The organism is Pseudoalteromonas sp. SR45-6 (genome assembly GCF_014163545.1).
Lineage (GTDB): Bacteria > Pseudomonadota > Gammaproteobacteria > Enterobacterales > Alteromonadaceae > Pseudoalteromonas > Pseudoalteromonas rhizosphaerae.
Genome location: NZ_JACJDM010000018.1, coordinates 1 through 25,548 on the forward strand (window position 1 = coordinate 1; position 25,548 = coordinate 25,548).

The window sequence follows — 25,548 nt, forward strand, 5'->3', positions numbered from 1 at the left end:
AAAAAATATAAAAATAATAACGATTTATTTTCTAGTTTTTATTATAGTGTTTTTTGATACTTGAAATTTAGTTAACATTTGTTCCTTTATTGTTTTTTGATATGACTAGATATTTGCATGTTACGGGGCTGGTTCTAACGCAATATTGATATGCTTTATGGATGAGTTAGTTGTTTATAGGTGTTGTTGTGAAGTACTAGAGTATGTTGACCTTTCAGAATTAAAATTTGTTTAATCTAGGAGTGATTTAATCGTGACAAGAGGTTTTTAACCTAGTGGGCTCGCTACTGCTACCGCGTTATTCTACTGGCGGAAGTAATCTGAGCTTCGGATAATAAATCTATCTCCAGCGGCTATTTTTCAATGTTAACTGCGTTGAATTTATTTGTAATAGGCATGCTATTGACGCGTAAATTCGCCTTATTTTCCCTGAAAATTTTGGCTGGAGAGTAAAAGTAATATTAGTGCTATAAATCAATGCGTTAGAAAATACATGAACCAAAATTTAGGTTAAGCAACAAAGAGTTAATCGCACTTAGACAGACCACGTTGGCTTGCGAGTTTTTTGAATTTATGATTATTTATAAATACTTACGGTAAAAACTATACTCTAAGAAAGTGTTACACGCTGTGGCATTTTTTATATTTTTTACCACTACCACACGGGCACTCATCATTGCGGCTAATTTTTATATCTGCAACAGGGAAGATCTCACCATCGAGATAACGCCACTGGCCATCTTCTTTTATGAAGCTTGATTTTTCATGCAGTTGGCAAAACAAGTTTTGATAAAAATAGCTAACACAAAATTCAACACAACCAGTGTACTCTTGCTGATCTGCACTGATCACGGCTAATTTTATAAAGCGGCAACTATTAGCAAAATCGGCAATTTCTCTGAGTGGGTTTGCTGCTTGTTTTTCTTGTGCATAAGTTTGGTAAATATACTTAGCATTTTTTAAGGCATAAGCAACAAAGCGAGAGCGCATTAGTTGCTCTGGGCTTGTTGCTTGTATATTGCCTAAATGCAATTTTTCACAGCAATCGCTATAGCTTTGTTCGCTGCCACATAAGCAAAGACTGTCAGTGAGTGAGGTCATAATTAAAATACGCTTTATTAAAAAACGGCATTTTAACAGCTTATTGTGCTAATGCTATCTCTGTAGCTTGTTGGGTTTTAGTAAAACAGTATAGTTTTGCACTGGCTTGATCTAACTTTAATGACAGGTTAGCTATTTGATTGTCTCTCACAATGTCTGTCCAGGTGATCACCGCTGCAAAGTTACCGTTATGTAGTGCAGAATTTAGTACATACTCTAAATTAACCAGATGCTTTTGCCTGATCACTAATAGTTTACTGGTATCAATAGAACATGAATCGAGTAAAGCTTTACTTGGTACGTGATCCGGTGCAATCAGTAACGTCCATGCGTTTTTATTATTGTAATGGTGTAACACCTTTAGAAGTTCAAAAGTTGCAGATATCTCATCTTCTATCTGAATCAAATTTACTGATGCGCTTAAATTATCTTGTTGATAGCTTTTAACTGTTCTGATGGTAATTGGCTGTAACATAAGTTTCACTCACTGGTTGTTTATACAGTACTCATATACAGTAGTTTATACAGTGTTTGTGTGCAAGTGTTTTTTGCTATCTTTTTGAACGATTTTTATATTTATTTGATACCATCAGCTTTGGAAATATGCAGAAAATAAAATAATATTTTATAAAACAATATATTACTTAGTTACATTGAGGCGGCAATTGATTTTAATGAAAAGGGTAGATTAGTCCCTTTTCAAGGTGAGTTGGGGATCAGGTGAGCAAACTGCTGTTGGTGTATTTGCTCATACAGTGTTGCAGCATAACACTGGGCATCTTTAAAGCGGCGGGTGGCTAGATGTTTACGTAAATCAGTTAAGGCAGTTGCTGCAGGCTCATAGCCTTGGCTACTGGCTAAACTTAGCCATACTGCGCCATGAAAAACACTACTAGGTACGCCTTGGCCTTTGATAAAAAATAATCCGAGATAAAATTGGGCTCGCTGATTACCTGACATTGCAGCTAAGCGCATCCATTTAGCTGCGAGAGGAGGTTGATCATTTTTTAAATAATACAGGGCTTTATTAACAGTGTTATCAGGAGTATCAGCTTTAACCGCACTGTGTGGGGCTTTGCTCGGTTGGGTGATAAACGATAATACGTTTTCTAACTGTTGTTCTAAATCTAAGCCGATTGGCGAGGTATCTGTCATAGTGCCACACATATTATTGTTGTCATTTACCTGCTCAGTTTAGTCTAATATCAGGTTAATTGTCCTGTTATTCTTGAAATATATGATAAAATCACGCAATTATTGTCATCTAAAATGAAACTCACTTATGCTCGACGCGTTATTTAAAATTAGCGACCACAACTCGACTGTGCGCCGCGAATGTATTGCTGGTCTCACTACCTTTATTACTATGGTTTATATTGTGTTTGTCAACCCTGCTATGTTGGCTGAAGCTGGTATGGATCAAGGTGCTGCGTTTGTGGCAACTTGTATTGCTGCCGCTATTGGCTGCTTTATCATGGGCTTTTGGGCAAATTATCCGTTAGCTTTGGCTCCTGGTATGGGGCTTAATGCCTTCTTTACTTATGGTGTTGTATTAGGTATGGGCTATACCTGGCAAGCAGCATTAGGGGCTGTGTTTATGTCGGGCTGTATTTTCTTGTTCCTGAGTTTGTTCAAAGTCAGGGAGTGGATAATTAATGCTATTCCATTGGTGTTAAAGCAAGCCATTGCAACAGGAATTGGAGCGTTCTTAGCGTTAATTGCGCTTAAAAATGCCGGGATCATTGTGGCCAGCCCTGCAACATTAGTGCAGCTGGGTGATATAACGGCTGCCGGTCCATTGTTGGCTATTTTTAGCTTTTTTGTTATTGCAGCGCTACTTTATCGTGATTTTAAAAGCGGTGTTTTGATCAGTATTTTATTAGTAACTGTGATCGCGCTAAGTCTGGGTTTGGTAGAGTATCAAGGCGTGATATCTATGCCACCTTCAATTGCGCCTACTTTTATGCAACTTGATTTTTCAGCGGCATTTGAGTTGTCAATGCTTAGCGTCATTTTTGCATTGTTGTTCGTTGATTTATTTGATACATCAGGCACTTTAGTTGCGGTAACTCAAAAAGCAGGCTTAGCGGACGAAAAAGGTAATATGCCACGTTTAGGACGAGCATTAAGTGCTGATAGTGCCGCAACCATTGCCGGTTCAGTATTGGGCACTTCGACCACAACCTCATATATAGAGTCAGTTGCAGGGGTGTCTGTGGGTGGCAGAACAGGACTTACAGCTGTGGTTGTAGGAATGTGCTTTTTATTGATGATGTTTTTTGCACCTTTGGCGAAAATGGTGCCAGCTTATGCAACTGCGGGAGCTATTTTATACGTGTCGGTGCTAATGCTACAAAACCTCAAGTTTGTAAATTGGGATGATATGACAGATGCCATTCCAGTGAGTGTGGTATTACTGATGACGCCGCTAACATTCTCCATTGCTCATGGCATTGCACTGGGCTTTATTTCTTATACAGCTGTTAAAGTATTGTGTGGTAAACGAGAACAAGTAAGCATCAGTGTGTGGATATTGACAGCGATGTTTGTGATAAAATTTGCGTTTTTATCCTAAGTTAATACAAAGAAAAAGTGGTTTACCACTTTTTCTTTGGTGCAAAAAGCACGTCTAAATCATCTTGTTCTTGCTCTGCTTTTTTCTTCAGTGCAGTTGCATTGGAGGCTTTAAGGTCGGTGCTTATTGCTTCTAAATAACCTTCGAGTTCTTGGCGTTTTGTAGTTATATAATCGTCGCTATAAGCTACTGCTGATACAGTTGCGTACGCTTTTTCAAAGTATTGGCGTGCAGAACCGACCATATTCGCAGAGCGCGCTGAGATACCTCGTTTAATCTGGCTTTCAATATTAATTCGTAATTGGAGCTTTTCTAAGCGCTTGTCTTCAGCAATAAAAATTTGGCTGTCTACTTTTCCTTTACCATGCTCTGAGCGAAGCACTGCACGTACTTTCTTGATACCTTGAATAAGTGCTATTAATTGCTTGTCGTTATCGGGTAACACTAAGTTTTCTGAGTTAGCGGTGTCGATTGAGTTCCCTAAACGTTCATTGGCTTCTTTTAAGCGATTCTTTAACTCTTTTGAATTAGGAGATAGCTGCACCATTGCTGCTAACGCATCATGAATACGCCGTTGCAGAATACGTAAAATATGTTCTGACATAGGTATGTTGGCGCTATTTACTAGAACATCTTCTGATTCTTCAATGATTTTTTTTTGTTTGGTTAAGTCTTTACGGCGTTCTGTTTCTTGTTTCTCTTTATGCTGTTGTACCGCACTGACCCAGAGGGCAATGACAATCAGTGCAACAATCAACATAATAATAATAGAAACGATCATGGTTTAGGTCTCAAATTTCACAAGCTAATAATTTTAATCTTACATTAAATATATGCTAACGGGATAGTTTTGCGCGGCTTATGTAAAAAAGAATTCACTTTCTCATCATTTATTACTATCTGCGTATGATATTTTTTCATTTTGCGCGTCAGCTCAAAAGATGGCTACCTCAAGACGAGGGATTATGCTAGCCTAAGCAAATAACCTTATAAATACGATTCCAGACAGCCTTTTTCTATTGTTAATCAGAAAAAACTTGGCTTGACGCGATGTAGCATTTATAAATAAGCAGTATAACTACACTAAAAAATGCAGCCATGAAATTACAACAACTCAGATACATCGTCGAAGTCCAAAATCATAAACTTAATGTTTCAGCAACCGCTGAAAGTTTGTTTACCTCACAGCCAGGTATTTCTAAGCAAGTACGTATGTTGGAAGATGAGTTGGGCGTGCAGATTTTTGGGCGAAGTGGAAAACACTTAACCCACGTTACCAGCGCGGGCACTGAAATAATTAATATTTCCCGTGAGATCCTTTCTAAAGTAGAGGGTATTAAGGCGGTTGCAAATGAGCATACATTACCTGATCAAGGTAAGTTAAATATTGCCACCACACATACCCAAGCACGGTATGCACTGCCAAGTGTGATCCAAGGATTTATGAAAAAGTACCCTGCGGTGTCATTGCACATGCACCAAGGTACGCCGCAGCAAATTTCTGATGCTGCTGCTCGAGGCGATGCTGATTTTGCAATTGCCACTGAAGCACTGCATTTATACTCTGATTTAGTAATGTTACCTTGCTATCACTGGAATCGCAGTATTGTGGTGGCAAAAGACCATCCACTAGCTAAAAAAGCAGAGTCGCTGACCGTTGCCGATATTGCCCAGTATCCACTTATTACTTATGTATTTGGTTTTACTGGCCGTTCAGAACTTGATAAAGCATTTAATGCGCAGGGACTTGAACCACACATTGTATTTACAGCAACTGACGCCGATGTGATTAAAACCTATGTACGCTTAGGTTTAGGTGTGGGTGTTGTAGCATCAATGGCGATTGATCAAATTGCAGATACCGATTTAGTGTGTATTGATGCAAGCCATTTATTTGAAGCCAGCACCACTAAAATTGGCTTTAGAAAAGGCAGCTTTTTACGTACGTATATGTATGATTTTATAGAGCGTTTTGCACCACATTTGACCAAAGAGCGGGTTGAGCGAGCGAGTTTACTACGTAATCAAGATGACGTAGATAAGCTGTTTGAAGATATAGAGTTACCGGTTAAGTGACTTTAATCTTTTGAAAACAAAAAAGCCGCATATTGCGGCTTTTTTAATGACTATAAAACTTAACACTCAATTATATTTACAGCTAAGCCACCGCGAGCGGTTTCTTTATATTTAGTTTTCATATCGTTACCAGTATCAAGCATGGTTTTAATAACTTTATCCAATGATACTTTTTGCTCGCCACTGCCACGAATAGCCAAACGCGATGCATTAATTGCTTTGATAGCTCCCATCGCATTACGTTCAATACACGGCACTTGTACTAATCCACCGACAGGGTCGCAGGTTAACCCTAAGTTATGCTCCATGCCAATTTCAGCGGCATTTTCTACTTGTAATACACTGCCACCGACAATTTCAGTCAGTGCACCAGCAGCCATTGAACATGCGACGCCAACTTCGCCTTGGCAACCAACTTCAGCACCTGAAATTGAGGCATTCTTTTTATACAGGATGCCAATTGCAGCGGCAGTTAATAAATAACGAGTTGCAATATCGCGGTCTATTTCTTTAATGAATGTGTGGTAGTACATTAATACCGCAGGTAAAATACCTGCTGCGCCATTAGTTGGGGCTGTAACTACACGGCCACCTGCAGCGTTTTCTTCATTAACAGCAAGGGCAAACAAATCCACCCAGTCCATTGCGCGTAGGGGGTCATTGCTGACTTCAATATTGAGCTTTAAGTACAGGCTAGGGGCGCGACGTTTAACTTTCAAACCACCAGGTAAAATTCCTTCGGTGCGCATACCGCGTTCAATACAGGCTTTCATTACTTGCCAAATATTGAATAGTTCATCTTTTATTTCATCTTCTGTGCGTAAGGTTTTTTCATTTTTCATCATCAAGCTTGATACGCTATAGCCTGACTCCTTACACATTTCTAATAATTCTTTGGCACTGCCAAATGGAAAGGGGGCTGGATTTTCTTCACGGACAGTGAGCGCAGCTTGTTTTTCGTTTTCAAATTCTTCATCGGTAACAATAAAACCGCCACCAATTGAATAGTAAACTTTACTATGGAGTTTTTCGTCGCCTTTAAAAGCAATGATCTCCATTGCATTTGAGTGTTTTGGCAAAGTTTTACGACGGTGGAATACAATCGCTCCTTGTTTTGGAAACTTTGCTTGATGCACTTGATTTAAGTGGATCACTTGTTCATTTTCAATTTTAGCGAGAATATCGTCTACTAAATCGGCATCAATGGTTTCCGGATCATAACCCGCAAGTCCGAGGATAACTGCTTTGCCTGAACCATGGCCGATACCTGTTTGTCCCAATGAGCCATATAGCTCAACTTTAATGCTGGTGACATCGGTTAACAAGTTTTGTTGTTGTAGTTCGTTAACAAATAAACGCGATGCGCGCATTGGGCCGACGGTGTGTGATGATGACGGGCCAATGCCAATACTAAACATATCGAATGCACTGATCATAATAACTTTACTCTACTTTTACTCAGCACGATTGCTGCCTTTGAACGGTCGCACATAATAACGCGTAATTGTACCCTTGTAACCCTTTGCAATTGAGATTTATACTGGTATGGCAAGCTGTTTTGTAAAGTTTTTAATAATGCTAGCAGTAGCTCCCCAAAGTAGTCCGTAAGGAGTTGAAAAACCTTGTAAAGTAATCGTTTTGCCAAAGCGATGAAAAGGTAAGGGTTGCCAATTGTTTACATCAGCGAGTGCGCTGACGGGCAGCAAAAAACTGGCGGCCACTTCATTTTGGTCTGCATGCCAATGTGTATCTGGGGCTAATACACCAACGAACGGTGTAATCGTAAAGCCGGTAAGAGTTGAGTAATCGCCTAATTGACCGATGACAGTGACATTTGATGGGGCGATATTTAGCTCTTCACTAAGTTCACGCAGTGCAGTATGGCGTAAGTTTGCATCGCTCAACTCATGCTTACCACCTGGTAAGCAAATTTCCCCAGGATGGTGATTTAAGAACATTGGGCGTTTGCATAGTAATATGTGCGCGCTGTTATCTATATCAATCAGTGGTAACATAACGGCACTGGCTCGTTGGGGACGTTGTTTAAAATGTCTCTTATCAGCTGGCTGTATATACTCATTGGCAGGCGCAGTTAGCTGAAAACGAGCCATAAGCTGTTTGCTATTCACACAGGTTACTTCAATAAAGGTAAGATTTTATTTACTTTATCGTAAGTTTCTTGGTATTCCAAATCCACTTGTGAATCAGCAACAATGCCGCCGCCAGCCCAACAATAAATATGTTGTTTGTGACACACTAAAGTTCGGATGGTAATACTGGTATCCATATTGCCACAAGCGCTTAAATAACCGATTGAACCACAGTAAATACTGCGCCGATGCGGTTCTAATTCTTCAATGATTTCCATCGCACGAATTTTGGGTGCACCGGTTATTGACCCTCCCGGAAAAGCAGCATACAACTGATCAACCGCAGTTTTATCGTCAGCTAACTTTGCTGTCACGGTACTGACTAAGTGGTGTACTGCAGGAAAACTTTCAATCGCAAAGAGTGACGGGACTTGCACGGTACCAGGTTTGGCAACTTTACCTAAGTCGTTGCGCAGTAAATCAACAATCATCACATTCTCAGCGCGATCTTTCGCTGAATTTTGTAATCGAGTTGCTTGTAACGCATCTTCTTTTTTATCAAGACACCGTGGCAGCGTTCCTTTGATTGGCTTGGTTTCAACCTGATTATCATTAATGGCAATAAAGCGCTCAGGAGAAATAGATAAAATAGCGCCATCAGGATGATTAATAAAACTTGAAAATGGTGCTTTGTTAGCTTCGCGCAAAGTACAATAAGCATGCCACGGTGAGCCTTGATACTGCGCTGTAAAACGCTGTGCTAAGTTTATTTGATAACAATCGCCACTTTTTAAATATCCCTGAATTCTTGCAAACTTAGCGCTGTATTGTGCGCGGCTCATATTTGATGACCAGCCTCGGGTGATTTCAAATGGCGAGGTAATTGGAGAGGCGTGAGCTAACTCCTGTAGATACATTGCTGATCTATCAACATCAGGCTGTGCGACATAAAACCAACTGTGCAGCTTTTTATCATAGATAAGTGCATCCAGATAGAGACCAATAGCTAGTTGTGGCATATCGATATCATCGATAGCTTGGCTGGGAAGTTTTTCAATGACTCGGCCAAGGTCGTAACCAAAATACCCGAGCCAGCCGCCACTAAAAGGTAGGTTAGGCTGAGTTTTACTGCTATCTAGAGTATTTAGCTGTGCTTTAATAATGCTAAAACAATCTTGTTCAGTTGCCTTGTCATCAATAAACGTGTGGTTATTTTTAACTTCGAGGCGCATTTTTGGTGCAATAGCAATCAGATCGTAACGACTATTTATATGGTCGCTGTTGGCTGAATCCAGCAGCACGGCATAAGGTAAATGGGCAAAATAGGCGAAAACCTCTAGGCAGTTGAGCGAAATGTCTAATTGAATACAGGTTTTTTGTTGCTTTATCATCTATTTTTTTACCCTGAAGAACTGGCTCGAAACGGGCTAGGAGGGTATCATAAGTTATAATTTTTTGGCAGCGTTTAGTGACGTTGCCTAAGCGCTGTACAAACCACCGTCACTGGTTTGGCCTAGTTTACGTGTTCTCACGTAAAGGTAATTTAAGGAACCCCTATGAGTACAATTCGTCAGCAAGACTTTATTGATAGCATTGAAGATGCATTGCAGTATATTTCGTTTTATCATCCACTTGATTTTGTTCAAGCGCTCGAAAAAGCCTATAACAAAGAACAAAGTAAAGCGGCAAAAGATGCCATTGCGCAGATTTTAATTAACTCGCGGATGTCGGCAGAAGGCAAACGTCCTTTGTGCCAAGACACAGGTATTATTACCTGTTTTGTGAAAGTAGGTATGGATGTTAAGTGGGACAAAACAGATTTAACCGTACAGCAAATGGTTGACGAAGGGACGCGTCGTGCTTATTTGAATCCAGATAATCCATTGCGTGCATCTATTGTTGCAGATCCTGCAGGTAGCCGTAAAAACACCAAAGATAATACGCCTTCGGTCGTGCACATTGATTTAGTGGCAGGCGGCAATGTTGAAGTTATGGTGGCAGCAAAAGGCGGCGGCTCTGAAAATAAAAGTAAAATGGTGATGCTAAATCCATCTGATGATGTGGCTGAATGGGTCGAAAAGACCTTGCCGACCATGGGCGCTGGTTGGTGTCCACCAGGCATGCTAGGTATAGGTATTGGTGGAACGGCAGAAAAAGCCGCAGTAATGGCAAAAGAATCACTTATGGATCCAGTTGATATCCATGAGCTTATGGAACGTGGCGCAGAAACCACCGAAGAGAAACTTCGTTTAGAAATATTTGAGCGCGCAAATAAGCTCGGTATTGGCGCACAAGGCCTTGGCGGTTTAACAACAGTGGTTGATGTGAAAATAAAAACCGCACCGACTCATGCGGCCTCAAAACCTGTGGTTATGATCCCAAATTGTGCGGCGACTCGCCATGTACATTTCACATTAGATGGTTCAGGTCCTGCAAACTTAAAAGCGCCAAAACTTGAAGATTGGCCAGAAGTCACATTTGAAGTGGGTGAGGGTACGCGTCGTGTTGACTTAAATACGCTAACTAAAGAAGATACGCATGAATGGAAAATGGGCGAAACAGTATTACTGTCAGGGACTATATTAACTGGTCGTGATGCAGCGCATAAACGTCTGCAAGATATGATCAATTCTGGTGAAGGGTTACCAGCAGGTGTTGATTTTGACAATAAGTTTATTTACTACGTTGGCCCAGTTGACGCGGTACGTGATGAAGCAGTGGGCCCTGCAGGTCCTACAACAGCAACTCGGATGGATAAATTCACTGACATGATGCTAGAAAAAACTGGCATAATTGGCATGATTGGTAAAGCGGAACGTGGCCCTGCAACAGTTGAGTCTATCAAAAACAATAAATCTGTGTATTTGATGGCCGTAGGTGGAGCAGCTTACTTAGTATCTAAAGCAATCAAAAAAGCCCGTGTAGTGGCATTTGAAGATTTAGGTATGGAAGCTATCTATGAATTTGAAGTAGAAGATATGCCAGTCACTGTCGCAGTGGATAGTGAAGGCGCAAATGCGCATACCCAAGGCCCAGCAATTTGGAAAGCTAAAATTGCAGAGTTAGACGCTAAGTTAAAATAAGTATTCGCTTTATTATGCGGTATTTGAGTCTTCTCAGATACCGCTTATCAGCTCTGACCAGTTGGATGTAAACCACCTAATCTCCCGCAAACACCCATCATTACTCTCTTGTTGCTGTTTATTGCCTTGTAATTTAAACTTTACAATAATATTCAAATTGACGTTCACGTAAACGTTATCATGCTATATTTTTAGTTAAGTTAATTAGCTATTCTAAAAAGTAACTTTTTTTGAATTTAAAATGTTTAAAATTGCGATAAATTAGCTTATTTATTACAGCGCCTGATATTGATAGGTTTTATCATCTCATATAGTGGCAAGCTGTAATATGAAGTGGTAGAGTCTCGGCAATTTCAGCGTGCATACCCTCTCACGGGTTACAAATTTCGGAGTAAGATAAAGTGGCTGTGTTCAATCGAGTTGATTTTGATAACCACGAACAAGTGGTTTTTTGTTCAGATAAAGAATCAGGCCTTCGTGCAATTATTGCCGTTCATAATACTAATTTAGGTCCTGCTGTTGGTGGTTGCAGAATGTGGGATTACGCAAGTGATGACGACGCTGTTGTCGATGCGCTTCGTTTATCAAAGGGTATGACCTACAAAAATGCGGTAGCACGTTTACCATTTGGTGGTGGTAAATCTGTGATCATTGGTAATGCCAAAGAAATTAAGTCTGAACAGTTATTCCGTGCATTTGGTCGCCAATTAGAGCGCTTAAATGGTAGTTACTATTCTGCTGAAGATGTAAACATCACCTGTGATGATGTGGCTATTATGAATAAAGAAACTAACTATGTATTAGGCCTTGAAGGTAAAAGTGGTAACCCATCACCATTTACAGCGTATGGCACATTTTTAGGAATTAAAGCGGCGTTACAACATCAACGTGGTCACCAAGACTTGAGTGGCATTAAAGTGGCAGTACAAGGCTTAGGCGCTGTTGCTTATGGCTTATGTAAACATTTGCATGACGCGGGTGCGACCTTGTTTGTAACTGATATCAACCAAGTGGCAATTGATCGAGTCGTGAATGATTTTACTGCGACTGCTGTAGGCATTGATGAAATATACGACCTTGATGTCGATGTATATGCACCGTGTGCACTTGGTGCAACAGTAAATGATGCGACTATTCCACGCATTAAAGCGACAATTATTGCTGGTTGTGCAAATAACCAATTAGCCGAGTCTCGCCACGGTGAGATCATTCGTGAAAAAGGTATTTTATACGCACCAGATTATGTGATTAACGCAGGTGGTATTATTAATGTTTATTATGAAACAGCGCCAGAAGGTTACAGTGCTGAGGCATCAAATAAACATGTTGAGGGGATTTTCAAAACCTTAACTGAAATTTTTTCGCGAAGTGAGAAAGAGCAAAAATCAACGCATTTGATCGCAGACGAACTCGCACAAGAGATAATCGAAAACGGTTTATAATAAACGCGTTTAGGCGTGCAATTGCACGCCTTTACATTATTCAGTAAATCCCTCACGATACGGTCATCCTGACTTGTATAGTTTTCTAAAGATATGACGCCCATCGATTTAGCCACATGGCCACGCCAACAACATTTCTCACTGTTTAAAGAGTTTACGCAACCTTATTTTAATGTATGTGTACAATTAGATATGGGGGCGCTGTATCAGTATTGTAAATCACAGCAATGCTCTTTTTTTCATGCCTATATCTATGCGACATTGCAGGCAAGCAATGCTTATCAACCAATGTTACTGAGGATCATTGACGGTGTACCTTGGCAACTAGCTGCTCAACGTGCCAGTGTTGTAGAGCTTGCTGATGATGATACCTTTAGGTTTAGCTATTTTTCACAACAAGCTACGTTTAACGACTTTCAAGTGCATGCAAATAAAGTTAGCTTAGCTGCAAAGCAACAGCCATTATTCTCAACTGCTTTTGCGCAAACCGAAGGTCAGACTGATTTGATCCATATTTCGGTTTTACCGTGGTTGAACTTTACAAGCTTCTCTCACGCACATACACAAGGTAATCATTTCGGCATTCCTAAATTAGTGTTTGGACAGTTTGATGCGCAAAAGGGGACATTGCCTATCTCAATAGATGTGCACCATGCATTGATGGATGGTTTACATGTAGCGAAGTTTATTGACCAGCTGCAGCAAAGCATAGACGCTCTGTGTGCTTAGCGTAGTCGTAAACGAATTGTGTTATTTAGTTAATGAAAATAAAACTCAGACTATGTTAGTATAATTCCTATACAAAAAATATAATGATAATTAACTACTAGTAAATCATTATCTATTTAATTTGCGTTAATGCTAAGTTGTTAGCTCGCCATAATTACGAAGGCGTTTAGTATAATGATTCGTTTAGGTCTTTGCTTTTTCTTTTTTGTTGTTTTTAGCAGCTTTGCTGCTGAGCAAACCCGTTTACCTCTTAATGACTACTTTGCCGAAACTTGGAATACCCGTTCTGGTTTGCCTCACAATAGTATCAATAGTGTGGTGCAAACAAATGATGGCTATATATGGATTGCCACATGGGAAGGATTAGCCCGATTTAATGGCCGTGAGTTTAAACTATTTACACGCACGGAAATAACTGGTTTACCAGATTCTGGTTTACGTAGTTTAGCCCCACAAGCTGATGGCGGTTTATATATCGTGGGTGCCCGAGGTGGGATCAGTCATTTATATCAAGGGCAATGGCACGCTAAGCCTAATGCCACTGCGATGGTAAATCATGTATTAAAAACACCTTCCGATGAAACTTGGTTAGCTCTTGAGGGCCAAGGTGTTGTATATCGAGAGTTTGATAGTGCGCCGGACACGGCGATTTTAGAAAACTTCAGTGCTTATCGCCTAATAGAAGACAAAGCCGGTATGATTTGGGCTGCAACCAGCAAAGGCTTGTATCAAATTAATAATAAAACAGCGCGATTAATTACTCCCGATTCAGGTTTACCACAAAGTCCAATATACACCTTGTATTTGACCCGCCAAGGTGAACTCATTGTAGGCAGTGAACAAGGCGCATGGAAGCAGGTGAACAACCGTTTTGTCAGTATTCATGCTCAGCTTAAAGATGAGGCTATCTCAAGTATTTTACAAGATGATCATGATGATCTTTGGTTTGGTACGATCAATAAAGGGGTGTTTCGATTAAGCCCGTTAGGACTTGAACAACTTGATGCTGACGCTGGTTTACCAGCCAATCGGATTTTATCGCTATTACAAGATCGTGAAAATAGTATTTGGGTTGGCACAAATGGCGGTTTGTACCGATTGCGTGAAGCTGCTTTTTCAACTTGGACCACAAAACGCGGTTTAACAGGGGACTATGTTCGCACCGTGCTGTCCCATTCAGATGGTAGCTTATGGGTAGGCGGCAGCCTAGGTTTAAACCGTATTGAAGATAATAAAGTAAACACATTCCCTGCTGCTTATGGGAATGATTCGTTATCGGTTTTAAGTTTAGCTGAGGATGCGCAAGGACATATTTGGCTAGGGACTTATACCTCAGGTTTGATGAGGATTATCAATGGTAAAGCTTATCCTGTTCTAGATCGTAAAAATGGCTTAGCCAGCAATGAGGTCAGGGCGTTATTATTTGATAGTGCAGGGCGCTTATGGGTAGGAACCGCAGCAGGATTGACACGAATAGATGTGGATGGATCACTGAAGCAGTTTTCAAGTGTAGATGGTTTACCTGGTGATTTTATTATAGCCCTTAGCGAAGACAATTATGGCAATGTATGGATTGGAACTGGCGTTGGGGTGGCTTTTTTTAGCCCAAGTTTAGAAAAGTTTACGGCTAAAGTATTTCCAGCCCATTTTGATGCTGAATATGCTTTTGGTTTTTATGCTGAATCTGAATATATCTGGATGGCGACAGACCGTGGTCTTGTCCGGTGTCATATCCCAACCGGAGAGATGAGTATTCTTGGGCGTGAACAAGGCTTGCCAGTTGATAAGTTGTTTCAAGTTGTGGCACAGGGAGATTCGTTTTGGTTATCTAGTAATCGCGGTGTGATCCAAGTTAATCAACAGCAAGTCAAACAGCGACTCGCCCAGTTAGCACAAAATAATGCGTTGCCAATCCAGTATCAGCTATATGATGAAGGAGACGGCATGCTTAGCGCCCAGGCTAATGGCGGGTCTAATCCTGCTGCGGTGTTGCATAAAGATGGCAGTATTTGGATTGCTACAGCGCAAGGGGCAAGTACTATCGTCCCTGAACGATTAAAGCAAGCTACAAAGAAGACATTACCGACAATTATTGAGGCCATGTATGTAGATGGCAAAATGACCCCCTTAGTGCAGCAAGATGAAGAAATCATTTTACCGGTGGGTGTTTCGCGGCTCTCTTTTCATTATGCGGGCTTAAGTTTTATTATGCCCCATCGATTGAATTATCAGACCCAATTGGCTGGCTATAACAATGTGTGGGTTAACCGTAATCAACTCAGTATTACAGAATATACTAACTTACCACCGGGCAAGTACACGTTCAAAGTACGTTCTGGCTACCCTAATGGGCAATGGCAAGATAATGATAAAACCTTAACGTTTGTGATCCAGTCATATTTCTGGCAAAAAACTACTTTTAAGATCATGGTTTTTATCGGTTTATTAGCATTGGTCTACGGGCTTTATAGATACCGACTTTATCATTATAAAAAAATAGAAATCGAGCTGATCAAGCGGGTTGAGCAACAAACTAATGATCTACAACAACAAACAGATGCCTTTGCTCATCAAGCAACCCATGATCAACTAACTGATTTGCCAAATCGTCGTGCCTTTGATTGTTGGCTCGCGGATAATTTTGCTGACTTTAAGCAACATGATTCACCTCTGGCTATTGCGATTATGGATATTGACCATTTTAAGCGAATTAATGACGGGTGGTCACATATTGTTGGCGACCGTGTAATTTGCGTAGTTGCTCATATACTAGGAGAGCTCAATGAGAGTGATGATAGTCAAGTTGCTCGCTGGGGAGGTGAAGAATTTACATTACTATTCCCTCATAAAACCGCGCAACAAGCCGCTCAATTATGTGAAGAATTACGTGTGCAAATTGCAAACTACGATTTTTCAAACATAGCTAGCGGGTTATCGGTAACGGTTAGTTTTGGAGTCGCAGATTCATTGGCAGTTAATGACTATGACAGGTTACTGGCGCAAGCTGACCAAGCGCTTTATCAAGCAAAAAGTAATGGCCGAAATCGAGTCGAAATAAATAAAATATAAAGATTAAAATGTGAAGTGAAAAGGTTATTAAAAAATTCTTTGACTGTTATCCTTCGTAGTTAAATTACTTACTATGAATACTTTAACTTTACTTATTGCTAATGTTATTTTCTATATTAAATGGACAGTCGATTTTATACATTAATTGCTATAAAAACAAACAATCCAGTTGGTTGTGGGGGATAAATAGACAATTCATCTTATGTTCAGATACTTAAGCCCCTGATTTGGGATTGTATTGTTGCGTTATAAGCAAGTACTTCGGTATACTTCACATGAGCCTAATCTGGGTAAAAATAATAAATACATGGAGTTTAAATGTTAAGAAAATCTGCTATTGCACTTGCTATTTCATCTAGTTTTTTCCTTTCTGGTTGCCTAGAAGTTGAAGATAATAATGACGATATCGTAGCTGCTATTGAAAATAATACTGATGCTCAAGCTGAGCTAAAAAGTGTAACTTTAACTGGATCAGTTAAACACTTATTAACAGGTGAGTCTGTTAATAATGCCCAAGTATCAATTAAAATTGGTAATGACTGGAGCGAGCCTGTCGCTGTTTCAAACGGTTTATTTGAATTAAATGAGCTTCCAAAAAACTCTGACTTTGTTCTGCTTGTCTCCAGTGCTGATGGTTCTTTTCAGGAGCGTGCTTTTTACGGTAAAACGAATTACGGTATAGCTCAATTGGGAAGTTTAGAAGTTTCAAGTGCTGAAACTGTGCAGTTTGAAGTACTGCTTAATGGTGAAAATACACCTGTAGCAGGGCTTGAATTTAGTTACAGTATTTCCACTGCATTTAATATGTACAATGAATTTTCGAATCGTAATGAACATTTTATTCGTTCTACCTATAATGCAGATACTGGTATGTACTCTATTGCTAAAGTAGCCGGTTTTACTGATCTGCTATCAATGGACCTTGATGTTGACAATGATGCTGTTGATGATTTTAGTTATAACAATCAGTCAGACAGTATTAGCCAAATTAATATAAGCGAGTTAACCAACGGAAATACTTTGTATGTTTCTAAAACAGCTGAAAACGCAAAGTTTGAAGTCCGTGTTTCAGTAATTAATGAACTTGGTAATACATTTGATAATTTGAACTTTGTTTCATTAAAAAATCTTACTAAAGGAACGCCAGCAACTTTCGATGCTGATAGTAAAGAGTATATTTTTGAATATAATGGTAGTTCAAAGATGAAGCTACTTTTACCTAGTTTCGTAGATAGTTCAGGTAATCGCTATGATACAGGTGAAGTAAATCTTTATGCTACAAATGGTGGGGTGTCAGTTACTAACTCAAGCTTTAATAATTTAAATCGTTTTTATGAACTAGACGATGGTGTTTTATCACTAGTAATAAAGCCAAGAGTATCGTCGTTTTCCTCTAGGCCGCGAGTTGTTAGTGCCATAGCAGATGAAACATCTCAAAACTTCTATATGTTTATGGAAGCGCCTATTGAGTTAGTTGATAGTGCTGCGTCATTAATTAAGAAACGTCAAATAACGGTTGTTAAAGGTACTGATGATGAAAACGATTTTATTGCACAAGGCGTAACGCAAATTTCGTTTAATGACGTTTCTGTTCCTTTTACCTCATCGCTTAAATATAACGATACATTTGTTACTCTGTCACCAGCCGCTCCTCTTGTCGGCGGTCATTATGAGTATAACATTGAAAAAGTCAGTGTGAAGTCTACAGGTGAAGTCGTGAATATCTCAGCCGCAAGCTCATTTCGTATTGCAGATCAATCTCCTTTTGATATCAATCAATTGCGTTGGGATAATAATAACGGATTAACTGACGGCAAAACTATAGTACTTAAGAATACAGCTAATGAAGATGTTGGTTTTAAGCGTAAATCAAACAATGGTAGTCTTTACTTACCAGCATCAATAGCAACCTTAAGTCATTTTAAAGTTAATTTGCTAGGCTATACAGCCAATGGAAAAGTAAATCCTGCACTAATTGAGAGCACAATTGTATCTGATGGCAACATAAATATTAGCGAGATTAATACAGTTTCAGTTGCTGTTAATGAAACTATTTTAATTGATGACTACTCTGTTGATTTCTACACAAGTCTTCCTGATCGTCAGTGGTATAAGTTATCAAATAATACTTATCAAATAGAAAATCTTGATGACAATCAATTAAGCAGTAAAAATAATGTTACTTTTGGTTATGAGTATGCTGTAAAAGGCAGTTCTGAAATTGTTACAGGCAAAATCACCTTACCTGTGCTTTAAAGGTTAGCTGTTTCTGCGGGGGGGAGTTTTGTACTCTCCCCCTTTTTTATCTTCCTTAAAAGGGGGGGCTCACTGAGTTAATAATGTATTCGACAGATATATTTCCTGTTATTAGATATTGACTATTCTGGGGTCAGATAAACTCGTAAGTGTCATTAACAAAGAGTGCTATACGATGGACTTGTGTATTGATAATTAAGATGATCCCAAATTCAATTTTGAGGTTATATATTTAAATCGCCTAGAAGCTTGGTTTGTTGACAATATGGGTGTATGTTTTTTTGGTAGATAAACACGCTACAGGCCATTGCTTTTCGAGTATATAATATATACAAATACATATATTAAAACATTTTATTAACATTTGGTTGAATTTGATGCTATACCTTTTGTTCCCACTTTGGGACCTTTTTGATGTGAACAGAAGGAACAAAAGATGAAAAGTAAGATGATATATGTAGCTTTAGCAGGTGTTTTAGGTGTGTCGCCAGCGTTGTTTGCACAAGGCCATAAGCATAATGATTTTAACTTTACTGCACAGTCCATTGAGTCACTTAAGTTAACCTCCTTGGTGGCTGTGGACGATACTCAGTTTGTGTTCAATAATGACTTGTTGCGTGAAGATTGGGATAATTTCTTTGCTCTGCATGCGCCTGTACTGGAAGATAAAAAAGAGCGTGTTTTGCACTGGGCAGGTTATACAAGTATCAACCCTAAAGTTATCTTAGCGTTGATTGAGCTGCAAAGTGGCTTACTTTCTGATCCTGACGCAGATATTAATAATGCTTTTGCAGGTTTATCTGACGAACACGGTTTTGATGCCCAGCTAGAAGATGTGGTAATGATGTTAAGTCAACGTTTTTATGCATATAAACAGTGGCAAGATAGCCAAGCCACCCCGGAAACATCAAAGTATGCGGGCGAGGAAATCACCAATAGAGTCAATACCAACAGCAGTACTGCAGCGACAGTAGCATTGGTCAGTGTTCTTAAAAAACAAGTATTAAGCAAAGATAATGTTAATTACGCTAAGAGCGATCTGACCGGCTTTTTAGCGACGTTTGAGCGTCTATTCCCTGATAGTCGCGCTCAGTTACAAAGATCCTCTAAAAGTGCACTACAAAGTAGCAATCAGCAGTTTGCTGCGGCTAGTTTTTCAATGAACTTACCATGGTCATCAGGTTATTATTGGTACAGCGGTGGGGCTCACTCTAATACTGGCTCTGGTTATCCATATTCATCGCTTGATTTTAATAATGGCTCTGGTGGTTGGGGCACAAATACACCATATGTTCAAGCGGCGCATGGCGGTACTATCACACGTTTTTCGTCATGTAATATCCGCGTAACGCATTCGAGTGGATATTCAACCAACTATTATCATATGTCTAATCTGCAGTATAGTAGCGGTGATTTTGTGCAGCCAGGTGCATGGCTCGGTCGTTATGCGAACAATTATAACCAAGCACTATGTGAAGGGGGACAATCATCAGGTCCTCACGTGCATTTTACTTTGTTGTATAACGGCCAGCAGGTGTCATTACATAATCAATATATTAGTGGTCATCGTATTGATGTCGGCAATAGCAACTACGATGATAATTGTAATCGTTTCTACTTTGAGCGTAATGGTTACCGTACTTGTGCATGGGACCGTTTATATCGTTAATATAATTGATTTTACGTAATAATATAGTTGACCGCCTTTAACATAGTTATGGGCGGTTTTTTAGCTGTTGCTAGGCTAGATGATTGAATTTTATCCTCACAGGACATATTAATAAGCTACACCTGTTGATAGGACCTCGTAATGGTAAATGGATTATTAATATTTGCGCTGATTGTGTTTGTAGTTGTTTATTGGCGTTGGCCGGTTATTCAAAACCGCTTGTGGCAAAAAAAGTATCAAGATTATCGTTTAGATGAAAAGCAAAAAACATTATTGTTACGGTATATGCCTATCTATCAAAAAATGACGGATGCTGATCGGGAAAAATTAGAGCGTCATATTGTCTGGTTTCTAAATGAAAAACGCTTTATTGGTTGTGATGGTTTAATTCTAAACGAGAGTATGAAGTTAATAATTGCTGCGGATGCATGTGTGTTGGTGCTTAATAAACCATGGCCACTTTATCAAAATGTGAAAGAAATTTTGCTGTACCCAAGTGCCTATTACGCGCCGCAGACATCTCGTGATAGTGCCGGATTAGTAAGCTATCATAATACTGTTCGTCAAGGCGAGTCATGGCCTGGAGGGACTTTAGTTCTAAGCTGGCACGATGTGCTTGAAGGGAATCGTTTACCCAGTGACGGACATAATTTAGTGTTTCATGAATTTGCTCACCAACTTGATCAAGAAACAGGTAAAACCACAGGCACGCCTATATTAGCTAAAGAGGCAGATTATAAACAGTGGGGGCGTGTTTTTAGCCGCGCTTATAATCAGTTAAAAACTCATGTTGCGTATAATATGCCGCATGTTATTCATAGTTATGGTGCAACTAATGAAGCCGAATTTTTTGCCGTGATCACCGAAACTTTTCTCGAAAAGCCCAGTGAGCTGCGCCATTATGATCCTGAAATATACAGTTTATTGGTCGGCTATTATCAGTTTGATCCAATAAAATGGCATTAACCGCCAAATAACGACGCTTTATCAGATATCGCTGGTAACTTGCTGCCGTTTTTGTTGCAATCATGTTTATAAGATGAAAACCGCAATAAAAATAAGCGAGAAGGCGATGAAACAAATGCTTCATACAGCAATGGCTGTAGCTGTGTCACTGGCGCTATATGGTCAGGCTCAGGCACAAGATAATGATGACAAAAAATGGCAAGTGGATGCGCCACAAGGGCAATTTGTTGATGCTAATATTAGTGTCTCTCAAGGCACTTGGATGAATATCGATGTCAGTCCTGATGGCAAAACCATTGTGTTTGATTTGCTGGGCGATATTTACACTATGCCGATGGCTGGTGGCACTGCCACTCAACTGACCTCTGATATCGCATGGCAAATGCAACCGCGTTTTAGTCCTGATGGTAAACATATTGCGTTTACCTCTGATCAAGGTGGCGGTGATAATATCTGGTTGATGGATTTAAACGGTGAAAATCAAACGGCGGTAACCGATGAAACGTTTCGCTTATTGAACAGCCCCGCATGGAGTCCCGACGGCGACTATATTGTTGCTCGTAAGCATTTTACAGCGAGCCGTTCATTAGGCGCAGGTGAAGTATGGCTTTATCATAAAGCGGGTGGCAAAGGTGTACAACTCACTAAACGTGAGAATGATCAAAAAGATTTAGGTGAGCCGATGTTCTCACCGGATGGCCGTTATGTGTACTTTTCACATGATGCCACACCGGGTAAAACCTTTCATTATTCAAAAGATTCGGTTGCTGGCATTTATAAAATCAAACGCTATGATCGCGAAACGGGTGAGATAGAAACGATTATTGATGGTATGGGCGGCGCGATTAGACCAACCCCGTCGCCAGACGGTAAGAAGCTTGCGTATATTAAACGAGATGATTTTCAAACTAGCCTCTACCTATATGACTTAACCAGCGGTAAGCATACTAAGCTATATGACAAGCTTGAACGTGATATGCAAGAGACTTGGGCTATTCATGGCGTGTATCCAACTATTGCATGGACACCAGATAATAACCAACTGATATTTTGGGCTGGCGGTACTATTCATAAACTTGATGTGCAAGATGGCGATGTAGAAACCGTACCATTTGAAGTTAAAACCAGTAAGAAAATTCAACAAGCAGTGCGTTTTACACAAAATATTGATAGCGATGAATTTGCTGTAAAAATGTTGCGTAATGTACAGATTTCGCCGGATGGTGAAACAGCAATTTTTGAAGCGCTAGGACATATTTATAAACGCGATTTAGAGTCAGGAAAAATAAAGCGTTTAACTGAACAAAATGACCACTTTGAGTTGTTCCCGCAGTTTTCCCGTGATGGTAAAAAAATAGTCTATGTAACCTGGGATGATAACGAACAGGGGGCTGTTCGAGTTGTCTCTGCGCGTAGTGGTCGCGGTGATGATATTACCACAGAGCCAGGTAAATATGTTGAGCCAACATTTAGTCCTGATGGCAAAACGGTAGTGTACCGTAAAGCCTCAGGAGGCAGCATTTTAAACCCTGATTGGTCACTGCATCCGGGTATTTATGCAGTGAGTAGCAAAGGCGGGAAAGCTGAGTTAATTTCTAAAAGTGGTTATCAGCCGCAGTTTGCATCAGCTAATGATCGAGTTTTTGTGATGAGCCCATGGCCTAAGCCAACGCTAAGTGTGGTTGAACTTGATTCGAAAAAAATCACTAAGCTTTATGAGTCAGAGCATGCTACTGAGTTTAGAGTATCGCCTGATGGCAAGTACCTCGCTTTTGCTGAACGTTTTAAAGTGTTTGTTACGCCATTAGTGCAAAGTGGTAAAACCATTAATATTGGTCCTAAAGACAGCCAATTTCCGATTGAGCAGTTATCTGTTCGTGCAGGTGAGAATATCAGCTGGAGCGCCAGCAGCGATAAACTGTATTGGACGCTAGGCCCAGAGCTTTATCATGCAAGTTTGGCAGGTTTATTTGATATCAATAAAGCGGATGACGCTGACTTTAAAGTAAAAAGTGGCGATAACATTGGCTTTAGTAGCAAAATGGCTGAACCAAAAGGCATGATAGCTTTAACGGGCGCACGTATTATTACCATGAAAGGCGAGCAAGTCATTGAAAATGGTATACTATTAACCGATGGTAAACATATTAAAGCCGTTGGTACAGCTGTTGATATTAACATTCCAAAAGGCGCACAGGTAATTGATGTATCTGGCAAAACAATTATGCCAGGAATTGTTGATGCGCATGCGCATGGTTCACAAGGCAGCGATGAGATCATTCCTGAGCAAAATTGGAAAAACTTAGCGGGCCTATCGTTAGGCGTCACGACAATTCACGATCCATCAAACGATACAACAGAGATTTTTACAGCCAGCGAAATGCAAAAAGCGGGGACTATTGTAGGCCCACGTATTTTCTCAACCGGTACTATTTTATATGGTGCCAATATGCCAGGTTATACATCACACATTGATTCGTTAGATGATGCTAAATTTCACTTAGAGCGATTAAAGAAAGTTGGCGCGTTTAGTGTTAAATCATACAACCAACCACGACGTGAACAACGCCAACAAGTAATTGAAGCTGGCCGAGAGCTTGAAATGATGGTGGTGCCAGAAGGTGGTTCATTATTACAGCATAATTTAACGATGGTGGTTGATGGTCATACGGGCATTGAGCACTCAATTCCCGTGGCGAATATTTATGATGATATCAAGCAGCTTTGGTCACAAAGTGATGTAGGCTACACGCCAACACTTGGTGTGGCATATGGCGGCATCTGGGGAGAAAACTATTGGTATGATAAGACTGATGTGTGGAATCACCCGCGCTTAAGTAAATTTGTGCCAAAAAACCAATTATTACCACGTTCAATGCGCCGTGTTAAAGCACCCGATCACCACTATAATCACTTTAACAATGCACGGGTAGCAAAAGAGCTACAAGATTTAGGTGTTTTAGTGAATCTAGGTGCACATGGTCAGCGCGAAGGCCTTGCAGCGCACTGGGAGATTTGGATGTTTGCTCAAGGTGGTATGAGTCCACTGGAAGCTATTCGTGCGGCGACGCTTGATCCGGCCAAGTACATCGGCCTTGATCAGAATATCGGCTCATTGGAAGTCGGTAAACTTGCTGACCTAATGGTGATTGATGGTAATCCACTGACTAATATTCGTGATACAGATAAAGTTGATTATACGATGATCAACGGTCGGTTATTTGATGCCGCGACTATGAATGAAGTTGGCAAAAAAGCACGCGACAAATTGTACTTTGAAGATAAGTAATTATTAGTGTTATAACCAATCAAAAGCGGCTGAACAGCCGCTTTTTTTATATGCTACTTGCTATAAGTTGGCGTAATAATACTGGGTCTTGCAATAGTGTATTACTGGAGTGCGTCACTCTAGCCTGACAGATCATACCTTCTTTTAAGGTCATTAATAATTGTGCTAACTGTATGGTTTTTTCTAACTGACCTTTAAGTTGTTCTGTGTGTGAGAGTTTATCGAACAATAATTGTAAAACTGATTCTTTGTGTGCTTTGCAAAGCATCGCGATAGGGTGCTCGCTGTGTGGAAACTCCGCTGCGGTATTAATAAAAAAACAGCCATTAAAAGGTCCAAGCTCAGAGACTTTATTATCTATCCAAGCGGAGAGTGCGCTAAAAAGTGCATTAGCCACTTCGAAGGGGGTATTGCAGTTTTCTAATTGTTCATACAACCACTGATTAAAGCGCTGATCTCTGAGCTCTAAACACGCACAGATCAACTCATCTTTACTGACGAAATGATTATAAAGCGTTTTTTTTGCAACACCTGCTTCTTTAAGTATTTCATTAATGCCTACCGCATGGATCCCTCTTTGATAGAACGCACTGAGTGCGGTATTAATTATCTGGGTACGTTTATCCATGGTTGCTCCTAGTCAAAAAGTAAGCTTGACATAAGTAGACCGACTTGTCTATCATCTAAATGTAGACAAGTCGGTCTACCTCTAAAGGAAGTAATATTAATGAATGATGTATTTTACAAAGCCGTTATCGCGGGTATCTTTTCTGCACTGACACTTTCGGTATTAGCATATTTAGAAAGTTTAGGGAATTATGGTGTATGGCTTATGGCACCATTTGGCGCAACTGCGGTGCTGGTGTTTGGTGTACCAAAAAGCCCTTTAGCAAAAGCAAAAAATGTTATTGTAGGGCATTTCATCACTGCCGTGATAGGTTTGGCTTTTATTAGTTTTATAGGCGTGGATCCGATCAGTATTGCTATTGCGACTGGATTAGCTGTGACCGCAATGATGTTGACTAACACCATACATCCTGCAGCAGGGGCCAACCCTATTTTAATTATGGTCAGTGGTCAAAGTTGGGACTTTTTGATTATGCCAGTTCTTGTTGGTACCGTGTTTATTGTTATCTGTGGGTATATATCAGGGTGGTTGAATACAAAACTCAACGTTGTTGGCCATAAAAAAACCGCTTAAAA

At 40.0% G+C, this 25,548-nt stretch carries 19 protein-coding genes; 11 read left to right on the forward strand and 8 right to left on the reverse strand.

Translation table 11 applies throughout. The features are described from left to right. Nucleotides 1-621 precede the first annotated feature (621 nt). The 3 genes from H5158_RS09875 to H5158_RS09885 form a co-directional block, all read right to left on the reverse strand. On the reverse strand, nt 622-1,101 hold the full coding sequence (locus tag H5158_RS09875) for a YchJ family protein (protein WP_149982847.1): 480 nt from the start codon (nt 1,099-1,101) through the stop codon (nt 622-624). Between the two features lie 40 nt (nt 1,102-1,141). Beyond that, the gene (locus H5158_RS09880; protein WP_182739938.1) at nt 1,142-1,576 is read right to left on the reverse strand and encodes a SulA-like leucine-rich domain-containing protein; all 435 of its coding nucleotides are present in this window, start codon (nt 1,574-1,576) and stop codon (nt 1,142-1,144) included. Nucleotides 1,577-1,800: 224 nt separating this feature from the next. Further along, a complete protein-coding gene (locus H5158_RS09885) occupies nt 1,801-2,256 on the reverse strand; it encodes a sel1 repeat family protein (protein ID WP_182739939.1) in 456 nt (151 codons plus the stop codon). A 127-nt stretch (nt 2,257-2,383) separates the two neighbouring features. Here H5158_RS09885 and H5158_RS09890 point away from each other — a divergent pair, with 127 nt between their 5' ends. After that, nucleotides 2,384-3,676 carry an NCS2 family permease gene (locus tag H5158_RS09890; RefSeq protein ID WP_182718438.1) on the forward strand — a complete coding sequence of 431 codons (1,293 nt, stop codon included), beginning with the start codon at nt 2,384-2,386 and terminating at the stop codon, nt 3,674-3,676. 22 nt (nt 3,677-3,698) lie between these two features. On the opposite strand, the gene H5158_RS09895 is transcribed toward H5158_RS09890, so the two are convergent. Beyond that, entirely contained in the window at nt 3,699-4,457 is a 759-nt protein-coding gene (locus H5158_RS09895) for a hypothetical protein (RefSeq protein ID WP_149982843.1), read from the reverse strand. 317 nt (nt 4,458-4,774) lie between these two features. Here H5158_RS09895 and cysB point away from each other — a divergent pair, with 317 nt between their 5' ends. Beyond that, the gene (gene cysB / locus H5158_RS09900) at nt 4,775-5,752 is read left to right on the forward strand and encodes an HTH-type transcriptional regulator CysB (RefSeq protein ID WP_145241047.1); all 978 of its coding nucleotides are present in this window, start codon (nt 4,775-4,777) and stop codon (nt 5,750-5,752) included. Nucleotides 5,753-5,811: 59 nt separating this feature from the next. On the opposite strand, the gene H5158_RS09905 is transcribed toward cysB, so the two are convergent. The 3 genes from H5158_RS09905 to pabB form a co-directional block, all read right to left on the reverse strand. Further along, nucleotides 5,812-7,188: an L-serine ammonia-lyase gene (locus H5158_RS09905; protein ID WP_145241045.1), complete on the reverse strand. Its 1,377-nt coding sequence runs from the start codon at nt 7,186-7,188 to the stop codon at nt 5,812-5,814. Between the two features lie 99 nt (nt 7,189-7,287). Further along, nucleotides 7,288-7,881: a CoA pyrophosphatase gene (locus tag H5158_RS09910; protein WP_246175607.1), complete on the reverse strand. Its 594-nt coding sequence runs from the start codon at nt 7,879-7,881 to the stop codon at nt 7,288-7,290. Nucleotides 7,882-7,886: 5 nt separating this feature from the next. Then, nucleotides 7,887-9,233, reverse strand: coding sequence for an aminodeoxychorismate synthase component I (pabB, locus tag H5158_RS09915; protein ID WP_182718437.1), 1,347 nt, complete (start codon nt 9,231-9,233; stop codon nt 7,887-7,889). A 165-nt stretch (nt 9,234-9,398) separates the two neighbouring features. Between pabB and H5158_RS09920 the strand changes: the two genes are divergently transcribed. From H5158_RS09920 to H5158_RS09955, 8 genes are all read left to right on the forward strand, one after another. Beyond that, the gene (locus H5158_RS09920; RefSeq protein WP_145241038.1) at nt 9,399-10,925 is read left to right on the forward strand and encodes a fumarate hydratase; all 1,527 of its coding nucleotides are present in this window, start codon (nt 9,399-9,401) and stop codon (nt 10,923-10,925) included. Between the two features lie 401 nt (nt 10,926-11,326). After that, entirely contained in the window at nt 11,327-12,367 is a 1,041-nt protein-coding gene (locus H5158_RS09925) for a Glu/Leu/Phe/Val dehydrogenase (RefSeq protein ID WP_182718436.1), read from the forward strand. A gap of 93 nt (nt 12,368-12,460) precedes the next feature. Further along, entirely contained in the window at nt 12,461-13,096 is a 636-nt protein-coding gene (locus tag H5158_RS09930) for a CatA-like O-acetyltransferase (RefSeq protein WP_182739940.1), read from the forward strand. Nucleotides 13,097-13,270: 174 nt separating this feature from the next. Then, nucleotides 13,271-16,165 (forward strand): ligand-binding sensor domain-containing diguanylate cyclase, encoded by a 2,895-nt coding sequence (locus H5158_RS09935; RefSeq protein WP_182739941.1) that lies wholly within the window; start codon nt 13,271-13,273, stop codon nt 16,163-16,165. Nucleotides 16,166-16,483: 318 nt separating this feature from the next. Then, a complete protein-coding gene (locus H5158_RS09940) occupies nt 16,484-18,421 on the forward strand; it encodes a hypothetical protein (protein ID WP_149982837.1) in 1,938 nt (645 codons plus the stop codon). Nucleotides 18,422-18,857: 436 nt separating this feature from the next. After that, a complete protein-coding gene (locus H5158_RS09945) occupies nt 18,858-20,090 on the forward strand; it encodes a M23 family metallopeptidase (protein WP_182718433.1) in 1,233 nt (410 codons plus the stop codon). Between the two features lie 141 nt (nt 20,091-20,231). After that, the gene (locus H5158_RS09950) at nt 20,232-21,056 is read left to right on the forward strand and encodes a M90 family metallopeptidase (RefSeq protein ID WP_182739942.1); all 825 of its coding nucleotides are present in this window, start codon (nt 20,232-20,234) and stop codon (nt 21,054-21,056) included. 106 nt (nt 21,057-21,162) lie between these two features. Beyond that, nucleotides 21,163-24,345: an amidohydrolase family protein gene (locus H5158_RS09955; protein WP_182739943.1), complete on the forward strand. Its 3,183-nt coding sequence runs from the start codon at nt 21,163-21,165 to the stop codon at nt 24,343-24,345. Between the two features lie 46 nt (nt 24,346-24,391). Here H5158_RS09955 and H5158_RS09960 read toward each other — a convergent pair whose 3' ends face one another. Further along, nucleotides 24,392-24,973, reverse strand: a complete 582-nt coding sequence (locus H5158_RS09960; RefSeq protein ID WP_182739944.1) for a TetR/AcrR family transcriptional regulator — start codon at nt 24,971-24,973, stop codon at nt 24,392-24,394. Between the two features lie 99 nt (nt 24,974-25,072). Here H5158_RS09960 and H5158_RS09965 point away from each other — a divergent pair, with 99 nt between their 5' ends. Continuing rightward, the gene (locus H5158_RS09965; protein ID WP_182739945.1) at nt 25,073-25,546 is read left to right on the forward strand and encodes an HPP family protein; all 474 of its coding nucleotides are present in this window, start codon (nt 25,073-25,075) and stop codon (nt 25,544-25,546) included. Nucleotides 25,547-25,548: the final 2 nt, after the last annotated feature.

Bases quoted from the DNA above. Each gene is read 5' to 3' on its own strand.
- H5158_RS09955 (WP_182739943.1), top strand. From the start codon at position 21,163: ATGAAACAAATGCTTCATACAGCAATGGCTGTAGCTGTGTCACTGGCG.
- H5158_RS09950 (WP_182739942.1), top strand. From the start codon at position 20,232: ATGGTAAATGGATTATTAATATTTGCGCTGATTGTGTTTGTAGTTGTT.
- H5158_RS09880 (WP_182739938.1), bottom strand. From the start codon at position 1,576: ATGTTACAGCCAATTACCATCAGAACAGTTAAAAGCTATCAACAAGAT.
- H5158_RS09935 (WP_182739941.1), top strand. From the start codon at position 13,271: ATGATTCGTTTAGGTCTTTGCTTTTTCTTTTTTGTTGTTTTTAGCAGC.
- H5158_RS09965 (WP_182739945.1), top strand. From the start codon at position 25,073: ATGAATGATGTATTTTACAAAGCCGTTATCGCGGGTATCTTTTCTGCA.
- H5158_RS09940 (WP_149982837.1), top strand. From the start codon at position 16,484: ATGTTAAGAAAATCTGCTATTGCACTTGCTATTTCATCTAGTTTTTTC.
- H5158_RS09875 (WP_149982847.1), bottom strand. From the start codon at position 1,101: ATGACCTCACTCACTGACAGTCTTTGCTTATGTGGCAGCGAACAAAGC.
- H5158_RS09890 (WP_182718438.1), top strand. From the start codon at position 2,384: ATGCTCGACGCGTTATTTAAAATTAGCGACCACAACTCGACTGTGCGC.
- H5158_RS09885 (WP_182739939.1), bottom strand. From the start codon at position 2,256: ATGACAGATACCTCGCCAATCGGCTTAGATTTAGAACAACAGTTAGAA.
- pabB (WP_182718437.1), bottom strand. From the start codon at position 9,233: ATGATAAAGCAACAAAAAACCTGTATTCAATTAGACATTTCGCTCAAC.
- H5158_RS09920 (WP_145241038.1), top strand. From the start codon at position 9,399: ATGAGTACAATTCGTCAGCAAGACTTTATTGATAGCATTGAAGATGCA.
- H5158_RS09960 (WP_182739944.1), bottom strand. From the start codon at position 24,973: ATGGATAAACGTACCCAGATAATTAATACCGCACTCAGTGCGTTCTAT.
- H5158_RS09905 (WP_145241045.1), bottom strand. From the start codon at position 7,188: ATGATCAGTGCATTCGATATGTTTAGTATTGGCATTGGCCCGTCATCA.
- H5158_RS09930 (WP_182739940.1), top strand. From the start codon at position 12,461: ATGACGCCCATCGATTTAGCCACATGGCCACGCCAACAACATTTCTCA.
- H5158_RS09895 (WP_149982843.1), bottom strand. From the start codon at position 4,457: ATGATCGTTTCTATTATTATTATGTTGATTGTTGCACTGATTGTCATT.
- H5158_RS09945 (WP_182718433.1), top strand. From the start codon at position 18,858: ATGAAAAGTAAGATGATATATGTAGCTTTAGCAGGTGTTTTAGGTGTG.
- cysB (WP_145241047.1), top strand. From the start codon at position 4,775: ATGAAATTACAACAACTCAGATACATCGTCGAAGTCCAAAATCATAAA.